A 14,193-nucleotide genomic window follows, 5' to 3' on the forward strand; every position below is an offset into this window, starting at 1 on the left:
GGCGCTTATTTAATATGGCAGAGAGTGACCAACAATTTCCCCAATATAATGAGTTACCTTCCCAAGCAAACTACTGTATCTGGAACATGCACCCAACTAAGCCATTCCAACAGGGTAAACTGCCTGCCTGGCAAGCCCGCTGTTTTGTTAATAGCTTACGTAACGGTGAAGAGAAGTTTGAAGAAATCACTATGCGCCACACGACAGTCTGGTTCTTCCCGCACCGTGAACGAATGGCATTAATTTATCAGGGGTGTATTCGTATCAGCGAAGATGATGCAACGGATATTATGGAATTGATGCCAGCACTAGAGATTATCAACCAACCGCGGTCCTCAATTCACTACTATCAAGTGTTACAACAGCGATTGGACAAAGAAAAAGGTGCCCTATTCTCATTTCGTGAAAAAGATTTGCTCCCAGAAACTGCCATTGATTCTCAGCTAGACGCTCATTCATCTAATGTGCAAAGCCCAATGCATGAGAACATATCAAATTTTGAACGCCATCAGCGTGAGCATTACCGTCTTAGGCTCGCGCAAGAAGGAAAAGATATTGAGCAATTATTTCCCTCCAGAGAGAAAACTGCGCTTCCTTCACTCGAACAACTGCCGGACTATGCGGCCGAATTAAAGCAGCAGGCTGATGCATTGGAACGACAGACTAATAATATGGGCCGGGTTGACCTGCTTTCCCCCGAAAGACCAACCCATCCCAACACGTCGTTTTCTGGTGCAGAAAACTATCATCAGCAGCTCAATCTGCTCTACAAAGGGGACAAAAGTGATGAGGACAGTGTGGTTCAGGCCGAACAGGCATTGTTTCAAACCTATTTAATGAGTGCCCAGACCCAAGAGCCTGCAACGCGGATAGCCGGAAATGCTATAGCAATAATACGCAACTATGTTAGTGCAGTAATGGCCCGAGATAAAAATCTCAGTGGCATGGATTTAACTGGAGTCGACTTGGCTGATATGGATCTACGTCATGCTAATCTGCGAGGAACATTACTTGAAAATGCTAATTTATATGGATGTAATCTTGAGCACGCTTCACTCCAGGAAGCCATGTTGGCGCGCGCGGATCTCACCAACGCGAATCTAAGTTATACCAATTTAGAACGTGCATCATTGGCATTAGCACAATGTGAAAATACTAATTTTACTGCTTCTCGTCTGATCGAAACTAATATCCATAAAACATTATTTAAAAATAGCAATTTCAGTGATGCCTTTCTGGAAAATTTACTGGCTGACCAGACTATTTTTATTCAGTGCTTATTTCAGCGAGCCCATATTACCGATACCACTTTTCTTGAACTCGAACTTGACGCTATAAATTTTATTGAAGCGCAGATTAAAAAAGTCAGTTTTATCAAATGTAACCTGCGGGAGTTCAATTGTAGTCACGCTCGAATAGAAAGCAGTTGTTGGGTCGAAACACAGGCTATCGGTAGCCGCTTCCATGCAGCACATCTTCTCGACTGTTCTTTTACCGCTGGAAGCAACTTGATGCAGGCGGATTTTAGCGACGCCACACTGAAACAGTGTAATTTACGGCAAATGCCCTTACATCAAAGCAGCTTTGAGCGGGCAAAATTAGATAATAGTGACCTATCTCAAGCACAGCTGACTGATGCCCATCTACAACATCTGGATGCTAGTGGCAGCCTTTTTATCCGCAGCGACTTTTCTGAATCACGACTTATTAATGCCAATCTGATCAGCGCGATCATGCAAAAGTGTATTTTAATCGGTGCAGATCTACGCGGTGCCAATCTATTCCGTGCGGATATATCGCAATCACGTTTTGATGATACGACTCGCTGGGATGGTGCTTATACTCACAGCACCAAAATGCAGCCGCGCATCAAAGGAGAAAGCTGATGAGGCTCAGTGCAACTCAGTTACAGCAACAAATAAAGCGTGGCGAATATATCAGTGGACACAATATTGTTGGGCTACAACTCAGCGGTATGGATCTTTCCGGCGGGATCTTTTCTGAACTGACAGCAACCGGAGTTGATTTCAGTCACTGTAATTTAAGTGAAGCGCTATTCGATAACTGCCAACTTACTGATTGTATATTCAACAAGACAAATATTGTCAGAACACTATTCAACAACTGTGAATTAAATAACGCCACATTTCTTGAAAGCCAATGTGAAGAAACTATTTTTCACCAATGTAGGCTAAATAATGCTGATTTCAGTGCATTAACAATCAATAAAGTCAGTTTCACGGAAAGCACACTATGTAACAGTAACTTCACCGCAGCTAAATTGGAACGAGCCACCTTTAACCAAAGTACTATGAGTGATGTCCTTTTAAATGATTGTCAGTTGAATCTGGTTACTTTTTTCCGTCTGGATTTACGCAATATCCAAACCCTGGGAACTCATTTTGATCAGGTCACATTCTTCGAATGTGACCATCGTGGGAAAAGTTATGCCGGTCAACAATTACAGGCTTGCCAGTTTACCCATAATCAGTTGGATGATACTGATTTCAGCAATGCTGTGTTGCGCCAAAGCAACTTTAAGGGAGCCTCTTTGCAACACGCCAAGTTACATACAGTACAGGCTCAACAAACACTGTTTATAGAAGCCAATCTCACCGGGGCACAGTGTCAATATGGAGAGTTTGATCAAGCAATATTCAACGGGGCTACGCTAAATAATGCCAGCTTTCACCAAGCGCGCCTTTTCCAAAGTCTGTTCCATGGTTGTCAGGCTGAACAATGCGACTTCAGTAAAAGTTATCTGGCTTACGCCGATTTTTCGTATGCCAATATTAATGAGGCAAACATGTGCGATGCACATTTTATACGCACACGCTTACACGGAGCCAGGCAACAGCAAACGTACTGGAGTGATAGTAGTGGCGTGTTAGAAAGAGATGAAGAGTTACATATCGCCGAAACCTGGAACTTAGAACGAAAACTTTGATCCCATCCGCATATACAAGAGGCAACGCCGTGAATACTGTCACCAAAGTCCGTTCAAACAATAGCTTACTGCTGCAACAAACGGCAGGTTTGGTTGCAGCAAATCTACCTGATGGCAGTCTGCTAGTACAATACTCGAGTCAAAATAGAGTTTGTCGTCAGGCAACCAGTTGCCTGGTGATGCCTAATATTGGCGATACTGTTCTGATAGCTGATGTTGGTCAGCAATTTTGGGTTATTGCAGTCTTGGAGCGAGCGGATCCAAGCACAGTATTACGCCTGAATGTGGCGGGTGATCTACAAATAGAAACACCAAGTGGTTCGCTGATATTACACAGCACTAAACAAGTCAAAATCAGTAGCGATACATTGGCGGTACAGGCACAAAACGCTGATTGTAATATTGATGAAATGACTTACAGCGGCAAGGAGTTTTCTGGCTTTATTAGCGTGGTTCGCCTGGTCGGTAAACGTTACGAATCCTTATGGCATTCAATAATCCAAACCAGTCATACCTTCTTTCGCCGGGTGCGTCAGATCGAATATGTACGTGTAGGGCAACTTGATCTTCAGGCCGAGGACTATGCACGTTTACATGCCCGCAACTTGATCATTACGTCGAAAAATATCACTAAACTGGATTCAGAACAGATCCATATTGGATAAGGAATAACTATGTTTGCTAATACCCAAATGATGGGAATGGATATTGCCTTACCTGACGTTTGCTTAACTCCCTGCCCGCTCCCAGTTCCCGTACCTTACCCAAACTTTGCATTGGCACAGACAGCTATCCCGAATGCATTCAATATATTGTTCGTCGGAGCACCTGCACACAATATGGCGACAATAATACCTTTAACCAATGGCGATAACCTTGGGGTTGCCGGTGGCGTCGCTTCCGCGACAGTGATGGGGCCATCACGCCATCTGTCCGGCGCATTCTCAGTATTATTAAAGGGTTCACCCGCTACTCGATTGACCAGCAGCAGTCTACAAAACTCCACTAACGCTTCAGGTACTCGTGTCGTTCCAAGTCAGTTCAAGGTACTGATTCTGGCCTCTTAACTCACTCTAAAGCCCTTTGTTGCTGTTGAATAATAATCAACAGGCAAAGTTATAACCGCCCTCAATACATATTCACGGCAACGGAAATACATCATGAGAAAACCACATATTACCTCAAGGTGTTGGTATCTATTGCTAATAATGCTTAGTTTTATGCTAGTGAGTGCTTGCTCATCCTCGTCGCCTGACAGCCCACCGACTTACTGTTTGGTATTCGACACCGATCGTCAGGTTAATACAGGAGTCCAGCGACATCCCTTACCGATAAAGATACGCACACTGTTACTTCGCTCTGATGCAGAGTTTATGGATGCTGATTTCTTTAGCTTGCAAAACGATACCAAGAACGTTCTTGGTAATAGCCTACTGGACAGTGACCAGTTCTTCCTGACGCCAGGACAGAGAGGAAAAAAACTACAGAGGCAAAAGGTACAAGATGCTCGTTTCATTGGCGTTATCGCCGAATACCAAATCCTGAATGGTAAAGTTTGGCGCCTTTCCCTGTCGTTACCAAGGATGCTCACCACAGATGCCGACCAGGAATGTCAATCAACGTCAGATAGGCTAGGTGCATATATCGTTGTCGGCGCGACAGGCTTGAAAACCATCAACATCAATAAGTAGCCATCTACTTTCTAAGGCAAGGGTAGTATTTAGTTATGATAATGAAAGAAACGCATAAAATCGTTTGGACCGAAGGAATGTTTTTGCGCCCACACCATTTCCAACGGGCAGAACATTATATGGAAAATTACATACGTGCCTGGGGACAAGCACACAATGGTTATTTCTGGGGGTTTCTGAATCTGGAAGTAGACCAAGAACTGCTACAGCAAGGTAAAGTTGCCCTGACGGAAGCTTGTGGGATTATGCCGGACGGAACGCCTTTCAACTTCAGCAAAGCTGAATATGCCCCCACACCGCTTGAGATAAAAGAAGGCAAAGCTGGTGAGAAAGTAGTACTGGCACTCCCTAGCCAACGCACAGGTCGTAAGCAGGTCATTTTTCAGGAAACACCAGACGCATTAGCACGTTATCTGGCGTATGAAGCGGAAGTCGATGACCTGAATGAAGTATCCGTTAGCAGCACCGAGTTACAATTTAGTTTTTTGCGTCTACATTTGATGCTGGAAAGTGACTTGAGTACCGAGTGGACAGCATTAGTTGTAGCTGAGATCCAAGAGAAGGGCGACTATCCCCTATTACGCCTGAAAAAAGACTGCATTCCCCCCACGCTTAATTGCCAAAACAATAACCAACTGAAAGCATTTATCAATGACCTACAAGGGCTGCTGCTTCAACGTAGTCTGCAGATGAGCCAGCGACTACAGCAACCGGAGAGTCGTAATAGTTCAGAAATGGTTGATTTTATGCAGTTACAGTTGATCAATCGCTATGTGGGACAAGTCAATCACGTTTCCCAACTTAACCATATACACCCTGAACGCCTTTTTGCCGAGTGGTTACAATTTGCCACTGAACTGGCCAGTTTTTCTTTACAACGTACACCTGATGAGCCGTTGCCAGTATATGACCATAACAATTTGGCTTATTGTTTTGGCAGACTCATGCTGCTGCTACGCCACGGGTTATCGGGGGTATTGAAAGACAACGCCATCCAACTGGAGTTGGTAGAGCGTACCCCAGGGCTCAACGTCGCAATATTACAAGATGCAGCCATGATACGGGATTTCGAGTTTGTATTAGCAGTGCGCGCTAATGTCACAGCTGACATGCTGCTAACGAATTTCCCTACACATATGAAGATTGCACCGACAAACCAAATTCGTGACATCGTACAGTTACAACTCCCAGGAATAATGTTACGCAGCATCTCAACCGCACCACGCCAAATCCCGTACCACTCAGGCTATACCTACTTTGAGCTAGAGAAAACGGGTGAATTGTGGGAACAGATGGAAAAATCCAGCGCTTTCGCCCTGTATTTAGCGGGTGATTTTCCTGGTCTGAATATGGAATTTTGGGCTATTCGCAGCAATACGGACAGATAATCATGACTCAGGAAAAAACTCAATTAGACCCCGAGAGCAACCCGCTCGTCTTGGCAGCCCGACCACTGCTAAATATTATTGCTAAAATTCGCCAGTCAGCGACTCATAATGACCCGATACAACTACGCCAACATCTGATTGACGAAATTCGGCGCTTTGAACTTCGCTGCCAACTCGCCAATCAACCCTATGAAATGATTATTGGCGCTCGTTATTGTCTGTGTACTTCATTGGATGAGGCTGCCGCACTGATGCCAGCTTGGGGAGATGACAACATCTGGTCAGGGAATGGACTTCTGGTCACTTTCCACAATGAAACCTTTGGTGGCGATAAGTTTTTCGATCTACTCACCAGATTATCGCAAAACCCACACAAATATATCGATCTACTGGAATTACTAAATTACTGCCTATTGCTCGGATTCAAAGGGCGTTACAAGGTGATGGACAACGGCCATTCGTTGCTGGAAACCATGAAACAGCGCCTGCAACAGCGGACTCGTTTGGTGCGTGGCAATTATAGTGCGCGACTATCTCCAGATGCACAAATTCTTGCAGTTCAACAAAAACGCTGGAAGCCAAGGATGTCATTGTGGGCGAGCGCCAGTCTAACCGCTTTCCTGGTCTCATTATTGTTTATTGTACTTAGTTGGAAATTGAATAATGCCACCCGCCCAGTATTGGCAGCCATTTACCAGATAGCCTTACCACAGTGGTTAACTCCCTCGCCAATATCAGCAGTTTCCCCAGTATTCAATCTGGCAGGCTTCCTGCAAGAAGAAATCGCCAGTGGATTGGTTGTGGTTCGTACTGATGCCAATAAAAGTGTCATCGTTCTCAGAGGAGACGGGTTGTTCGACCCCGGTATGACGACCATACGTCCTGCCTACGATCAGGTAATTAATCGTATAGGCAAAGCGCTGAGCAAAGTCAGCGGTATGATTCTGGTCACGGGCTACAGCGATAATGTTCCCATTCGCAAGTCTCGCTTCACCTCCAATGTGGCGCTTTCATTAGGCCGTGCAAACGAAGTCGGTACTCAATTGCAAAAACACCTTGATAATTCGCAGAGGGTGAAAACCGAAGGACGTGGTGAGGCGAATCCGATTGCCCCCAATGACAACAAAGAGAGCCGAGCATTGAATCGCCGGGTTGAAATTACATTGTTGGTTCCTCCGGGGAATACTCAAACGGAAGTTAATAAATTGCAGTAAAGGGACTATAAAAATGGTAAGAGTTCTATTATCTATTATCACCAGCCGCTTATTTTGGGGAACTATCGGCATCTCCATTTTAGCATTCATTATTTGGGTTATCGGCCCACGGGTGGCCATCAGCAACAGCCAGCCCATGAAGTCGGAATTAAGCCGAGTCATCATCATCAGTGTCATCTACCTTATTTGGGGCTTCTGGTACATTATTTCACGCCGTAATAATGTGGCTTCCCAACGTAATGTGGATGTCAGTAATGATTCATCAATGGAAAATAAAAGTCAGGAACAGCGGCAAGAAAAAAAACTGATATGGCGTTTTAACGAAGCAAAGCAACGACTGAAAAAAGCCTATATTTTAAACCATACTAGCAAACACCGTTGGATAGCATATTTCAGCCAACAATATTTGTACAAGTTACCCTGTTATATAATCATCGGAGCCCCGGGCTCTGGAAAAACCACCGCGCTACTCAATTCGGGATTGAATTTTCCTCTAACTGATCATTTCAGCCCTTTATCCCAACAGGATATCGGTGCAACCCGCGACTGTGACTGGTGGTTTACTAATGATGCCGTATTGCTGGATACTGCGGGTCGTTACAGTATTTCCCATAATCAGCACGATGAAAGTACAACTGAATGGAAAATATTTGTCGGCCTACTGAAAAAATATCGTCCTCGCCAACCTATCAATGGCGTAATCGTCACTATCAGTGTTTTGGATCTACTATCTGATAACCCTGAATCCTTGGTAAAACAGGCCAATGAACTACGCAAACGGTTGTTATCACTTTATGAACAACTGGGTATCCACTTTCCGATATATATAGTGATCAGCAAGACTGATTTACTACAAGGTTTTTCCGCTTACTTCAGCAATTTCGATAAGAAACAACGTGAGCAAATCTGGGGGTTGGTATTCCCTTATGAGGTCTCTGATCAACCTAATTTCCACCTCGGCCATGAATTTGAGCATCAATTCGCTCTACTACAACAGCGCCTCATTGCTGCATTACCTGATACTATGCTAGCTAATGATTCAATGAGCCAACGTGCGGAAAGCCATCTTTTTCCTCAGCAATTTGCTGCATTGCGCCCATTACTGAGTCAATATCTTGGCGCTTTATTCGTTGCGTCAAGTTTTGAAACCCAGATCATGCCACGCGGTATTTATTTCACTAGCGCAACTCAAGAAGGCCAGCCTATCGATCAGGTGATGGGCGAATTAAATAGCTATTTACAGTTATCTACTGCGAATAATAGCGATGATGGATCTCCCCCTAAAACGTTAAAACAGACCGTTCCCAAACAGAGTTTTTTTCTGAAAGAAATGTTGGAACACGTTGTTTTTCAAGAAGCGGGACTGGCTAGCACGAATAAGTGGTGGGAATACCGTAACCGCGCACTTCACTGGACTGGTTATATCCTATTGCTCGTAATAGCCACAATATTAAGCGTTTTGTGGTTCAATAATTACACCGACAGCAAAAACCACCTGACAGAAGTCGGGGGCAAAACGATATCACTCGAACGTCAGGGGCAAAAGCTACCACAGCCAGGGCCTGGAGATATGCTCCACGTACTGCCATTTCTTGATAATTTATCATCCCTATCAGAAAGTAAGGTTTTTCCGCTAAATAATCTGCCTTTCCGCTATAATATGGGTCTCTATTCTGGCGATGAAGTGAGTGCTGCTGGCAATAAACTGTACCAAAAAGCGCTAAAAGAACTGCTATTACCCCTGTTAGCTCAACAAATTACCAATACACTGCGTAACGACCCGCACAATGATGTGGAGTTTAGCTATGAAGCACTGAAAGCATACCAAATGCTATTTCTATCAAAACAGTATGACAGTCAATATCTACGTTCTTGGGTAATATTAAACCTACAACGCAATCAGCCTCAAGGTATCCCACAAATACTGTTACAGCGGCTTGAAAGTCATCTGAGCCAGTTGCTTGACAATCAGACTCAGATATCTCCATACACCAAAGATCAACTGTTAGTGGAGCGAAGCCAGGCAATTATCAACCAAGCCCCGTTATCTCAACGGGTATATAGCAGACTAAAACGCCAACTTAAACACCAATGGCTAGGTCCGCCTGAGGCCAAACCAGTGAGCTTATTGACTCTGGCGGGGCCACAAACCGAATTAGTATTCTCCCGCAAAAGTGGCAAACCACTAAACGATAGTATGCCGGCATTATTTACCCCACAAGGGTGGACGATGTTCAACAAGGATATTGACCGCGTAGTCGATACACTACGGGAAGAAGATACTTGGGTATTAGACAGCGGCCCAATAGAGCAAAAAAGAACGACTCTCATTACATCTATACGACAGCTGTATATTCAGGACTTTATCAAAAACTGGGATATTTTGTTAAACGATATTCAATTGGCAAATATTAGCAATCTGGACCAACGCATCAGTACCGCACGCTTATTATCAAGCCCTCAATCTCCTTTGCTCAATTTACTGATGAACGTCAGTCAAAATGTCACTCTACGCACTGATGGAAGCAACAAATTATTAGACAAAGCTAAAAACAAACTGAATCAGAATAACAACCAAACATTAGATGTATTATTTGATTCCCCGACGGCAAGTATTGGTGATGATATCGCAGCTCTGTCTGTGCAACCCATTATGTCACATTACGCCCCATGGCTAGAATTGTCTCGTAGTCAGAAACAAGGCGACAAAGCTATTCCGTTTGATGACGTAATTAAACAAATTAATGAGTTGTACGTCCACCTAACGGTGGTGCAAGGAGCGGCCAATAGTGGTATTCCGATTCCCTCGAACGATATTATCTCGCGGCTACAGTCAGATTCAGGACGCTTACCGGAGCCACTCAAATCAATGCTGTTATCTCTGACTGTGGGGGCCAGTAACGACACCCAACAAAAAGAGATGGAAAACCTCAAACAGCGAATTAGTTTCGAAGTGGGTAGTTTTTGCCAACAAGAAATAGCCAAACGCTATCCTTTATCTCCTCACTCTCAGCAAGAAGTCACTCCTGATGATTTGGCGCATATATTCGCCCCCAATACTGGCCTGATGGACAAATTCTTTCGCGACAATTTACAGGGAAAGGTGGATACCAGACAAATGAACTGGACTTTTACCTCTGGAGTGGACGGAGAAATGCTGCCGAACAGTGGCAATATATTGCGTTCGTTCCAGCAAGCACAACAGATCCGTAATATTTTTTTTTCCAGTGGTAATTCAGAGCCATCTTTTCGCGTAACGGTGCGCCCAGTACGAATGGACAACGACATTCTCAATCTAACATTGGATATTGATGGGCAGTTGTTGAAGTATAGTCATGGCCCATTAGTGCCACTGGTCGTTGGTTGGCCAGGCACACGCAATACTGGCATGGTATCCCTGCAATTAGCCTTAGCTAATGGCTCTACTGCTAATTTGACTACCAGTGGCCCTTGGGCTCTGAACCGTATGGTCGATTTAGCAGAACCACCGAAAGGCAGCAACAAACAGTCCACCTTTAATATCGACGGTCACCGAGTCACACTGGAATTCATCGCAAACAGTATCTATAGCCCATTCCAGTTGCCGGCGTTCTCCTGCCCTTAAAGTAACGCATCTCTTGCGATAAAACATAACCTGCAAACCACCTGATAAAGGCGATTTAAAGCATGACGTCTGAATTAATCAATAAGTTACTAGCACCAATAAATGCAGCCAATCCCTGTGGGGAAAATTTAGAATATGACGTTGACTTTTTGGCTTTGGAGCAGGCTTTTTTAGGCAAAACCGAACAACAATTCGGCAGCACTATTATCCCCGCACAGACGCCCGATTGGATACTGGTCGAACGTTTGGCCTGCAGTCTACTGACACGCACCAAAGACTTGCGCATTATGTTATATCTTACCCGATCTTGGACTCAACTACGGGGCCTACAGGGTTATGCTGATGGTCTGGAGCTGATTTCTCAAACGCTGGAAAACTATTGGAGTTCTCTATTTCCGCCACTGGAGTTTGAGGGGGAAATAGACCCATTATTGCGCATCAATGTACTGACAGAATTAGGTGATAAATCCATATTAACTTCCTGTGTCTATAACACCGTCCTGCTAAAAAATACGGGCAGTGAGATTTCATTGCTAGCCGCTAATGACCTGCTTAATGGTGGCAATCCGGGGGATCCAAGTTTTCCGGGAGGATGTACTCGTCTACAGAGCGAATTAACGCAACAGCAATCCTTAACTCAACTCATGGTAGGCATCGTTCATTATCTTGGCGCTATCCATAAACAGGTAGTACAACATCTGGGGGAAGCTGCACAACCAGAATTCAATAATCTATTAAAAATATTTAATACTATTTCTCAAGCTGCCTCTCCCTTATCAAGCAGCCAACAACCACCAATAGCAACACCGGGAGCCCTATCAATCCCAGAAGCCACCCCAGCAATATTCGACTGGCATAGCCTGCAAGTTCAATCACGCAATGATGCGCAACTACTGCTAGAAAAGGTAAAAAACTATTTTTATCTTTATGAACCAAGCCATCCTGCACCATTGATGATTGATCGAGCGCAAAAACTAATCGCCCTGGATTTCATACAAATCATTCAAAATCTGATTCCCGATGGCCTTAACCAGCTGGAGACCATACTAGGGCAATCTTATGGCGAGGATCGCCATTAATCACCTTCCCTTTTTAACGTATCAGTCCCCGAGCTAAGTGCTCAATTCTTGAGTTCCCGACCAGAAGACGGCGGAACAAACTTTCAATCATTATCCGATATTAGATGGAGTGAGTTATGTCCGGACAAAAATTCATTGCCCGTAATCGCGCACCACGCGTACAAATTGAATACGATATTGAGCTATACGGCGCAGAGCGCAAAGTTGAGTTGCCATTCGTAATGGGGGTAATGGCCGACTTAGCCGGAAAATCCCTTGAACCTCAGTCTGGTGTCGACGGGCGCAAGTTCCTTGAAATCGATATCGACAACTTTGACGACCGCATGAAGTCACTCAAACCCAGAGTGGCCTATCAAGTAGACAATACCTTAAGCGGTGAAGGTAAACTGAATATTGATCTGAGTTTCGAAAGTATGGAAGCGTTCTCTCCCGCAGCTATCGCCCGCAAAATTCCAGCCCTGAATCACCTACTTGATGCGCGGACTGAATTATCCAATCTGCTCTCCTATATGGATGGCAAAAACGGGGCTGAAGAACTCATCTCACAAATACTGCAAAACCCGGAGATGTTGAAATCTCTCATTAAAGCTCCCAAACCTGAAACCGAAGACAACAATAGTGATGACAATAAATCTGAGGAGTAATTAATGAGCGATTTACAGTTGCAGCAGCCCTTGCAGCAAGTTACCGATACTCTATCCAGTGATGATTTCAACACACTGTTAAATAAGGAGTTCAAACCGAAAACAGATCAAGCTAAAGAGTCAGTAGAAAATGCAGTGAAAATATTGGCACAACAAGTGCTGGAAACGACTGTCTCAATCTCATCAGATGCTTATCACACTATTCAGGCATTAATTGCTGAGATTGATGAAAAACTATCACAACAAATCAATCAGATAATTCATCACGAAAACTTTCAAAAAATAGAGGCAGCATGGACCGGGTTGGATTTTCTGGTTCGTAACTCCGAAACTGACAGCATGCTGAAAATACGCTTTATGAGTATTTCCAAGCAAGAGTTAGGTCGTACATTAAAACGGCATAAAGGGGCTGGCTGGGATCAGAGCCCTATCTTCAAAAAAGTCTACGAAGAAGAATACGGCCAGTTTGGTGGGGAACCCTTTGGTTGTCTGGTCGGGGATTATTATTTCGACCATAGCCCACAAGATGTAGAACTTCTGGGAGAAATGGCTAAGATTGGTGCCGCATCCCATTGCCCGTTCATCACGGGTACCTCTCCAAATGTGATCCAGATGGAGTCTTGGCAGGAACTCGCTAACCCACGTGATATCACCAATATTTTCCAGAACACTGAATATGCCGCTTGGCGTAGTTTACGTGATTCAGAAGACTCACGCTATTTGGGGATGGTGATGCCACGTTTTCTAGCGCGCCTGCCCTACGGTATTCTTACTAATCCAGTGGATGATTTTAACTTTGAGGAAAACTGTAACGATGCCACACAGGGTAATTATGTTTGGGCTAATGCCGCCTACGCTATGGCTGCCAATATCAATCGTTCTTTCAAAGAGTTTGGTTGGTGTACCGCTATACGCGGTGTTGAATCTGGCGGTGCCGTAGAGAATTTACCGTGCCACACGTTCTCAAGTGATGATGGTAGTATGAATGTACAATGCCCAACAGAAGTCGCCATCAGTGATCGCCGTGAGAGTGAACTCGCGAAAAATGGTTTTATGCCGTTGGTACACCGCAAAAATTCCGACTTTGCAGCATTCATTGGCGCCCAATCATTACAAAAACCGACGGAATATCACGATGCTGATACTTCAGCAAATGCGCAACTCTCAGCACGCCTCCCCTATTTATTTGCCTGCTGTCGTTTTGCGCATTATCTTAAGTGTATTGTGCGCGATAAAATTGGCACTTTCCAAGAGCGTGAAGACATGCAGCACTGGCTCAATAACTGGATCATGAATTATGTTGATGGTGACCCAGCTAACTCCTCACAAATGGCCAAGTGCCGTAAACCACTGGCGGCAGCGGAAGTTGTCGTTGAAGAAAACGAAGAGAACCCCGGATTCTACCATGCCAAATTCTTCCTGCGACCACATTACCAGTTAGAAGGCTTAACGGTTTCCTTGCGTCTGATATCTAAATTACCGTCATTAAAGAAAAATGATGCTTAAGTATTATCCCTGACACTTTATTTATTAGAATTAATTAGACATTCATTATTGTATATTTATATACACAATGGGATCTAATTAAACAACTGAATATGTTAATCAATATACAGATCCATCAAT

The 14,193-nt window shown here is 44.2% G+C and carries 11 protein-coding genes; all 11 read left to right on the forward strand.

What is annotated here, in order from left to right:
- The coding region (locus tag FTA91_RS14825) for a DUF2169 family type VI secretion system accessory protein (RefSeq protein ID WP_145583554.1) at positions 1–1,886 on the forward strand (1,886 nt) is incomplete at its 5' end.
- On the forward strand, positions 1,886–2,947 hold the full coding sequence (locus tag FTA91_RS14830; protein WP_145583556.1) for a pentapeptide repeat-containing protein: 1,062 nt from the start codon (positions 1,886–1,888) through the stop codon (positions 2,945–2,947). The genes FTA91_RS14825 and FTA91_RS14830, both read left to right, overlap by 1 nt.
- 29 nt (positions 2,948–2,976) lie before the next feature.
- On the forward strand, positions 2,977–3,612 hold the full coding sequence (locus FTA91_RS14835) for a DUF3540 domain-containing protein (RefSeq protein WP_050112420.1): 636 nt from the start codon (positions 2,977–2,979) through the stop codon (positions 3,610–3,612).
- A 9-nt stretch (positions 3,613–3,621) separates the two neighbouring features.
- Positions 3,622–4,014, forward strand: a complete 393-nt coding sequence (locus FTA91_RS14840; RefSeq protein ID WP_050112419.1) for a DUF4150 domain-containing protein — start codon at positions 3,622–3,624, stop codon at positions 4,012–4,014.
- Positions 4,015–4,155: 141 nt separating this feature from the next.
- On the forward strand, positions 4,156–4,638 hold the full coding sequence (tssJ, locus tag FTA91_RS14845) for a type VI secretion system lipoprotein TssJ (protein ID WP_264751327.1): 483 nt from the start codon (positions 4,156–4,158) through the stop codon (positions 4,636–4,638).
- Positions 4,639–4,679: 41 nt separating this feature from the next.
- Positions 4,680–6,026, forward strand: coding sequence for a type VI secretion system baseplate subunit TssK (gene tssK, locus FTA91_RS14850; protein ID WP_050112492.1), 1,347 nt, complete (start codon positions 4,680–4,682; stop codon positions 6,024–6,026).
- A 2-nt stretch (positions 6,027–6,028) separates the two neighbouring features.
- Positions 6,029–7,240, forward strand: a complete 1,212-nt coding sequence (locus tag FTA91_RS14855; RefSeq protein ID WP_050112417.1) for a DotU family type VI secretion system protein — start codon at positions 6,029–6,031, stop codon at positions 7,238–7,240.
- A gap of 13 nt (positions 7,241–7,253) precedes the next feature.
- On the forward strand, positions 7,254–10,844 hold the full coding sequence (gene tssM, locus FTA91_RS14860) for a type VI secretion system membrane subunit TssM (protein WP_050112416.1): 3,591 nt from the start codon (positions 7,254–7,256) through the stop codon (positions 10,842–10,844).
- 62 nt (positions 10,845–10,906) lie between these two features.
- Positions 10,907–11,923: a type VI secretion system protein TssA gene (gene tssA, locus FTA91_RS14865; RefSeq protein ID WP_050112415.1), complete on the forward strand. Its 1,017-nt coding sequence runs from the start codon at positions 10,907–10,909 to the stop codon at positions 11,921–11,923.
- 116 nt (positions 11,924–12,039) lie between these two features.
- Complete coding sequence (gene tssB, locus FTA91_RS14870) at positions 12,040–12,567, forward strand: type VI secretion system contractile sheath small subunit (RefSeq protein ID WP_050112414.1); 528 nt, start codon at positions 12,040–12,042, stop codon at positions 12,565–12,567.
- A 3-nt stretch (positions 12,568–12,570) separates the two neighbouring features.
- Positions 12,571–14,073, forward strand: a complete 1,503-nt coding sequence (gene tssC / locus FTA91_RS14875; protein WP_050112413.1) for a type VI secretion system contractile sheath large subunit — start codon at positions 12,571–12,573, stop codon at positions 14,071–14,073.
- Positions 14,074–14,193: the final 120 nt, after the last annotated feature.

It is taken from the genome of Yersinia thracica, from assembly GCF_902170565.1.
Classification (GTDB): domain Bacteria; phylum Pseudomonadota; class Gammaproteobacteria; order Enterobacterales; family Enterobacteriaceae; genus Yersinia; species Yersinia thracica.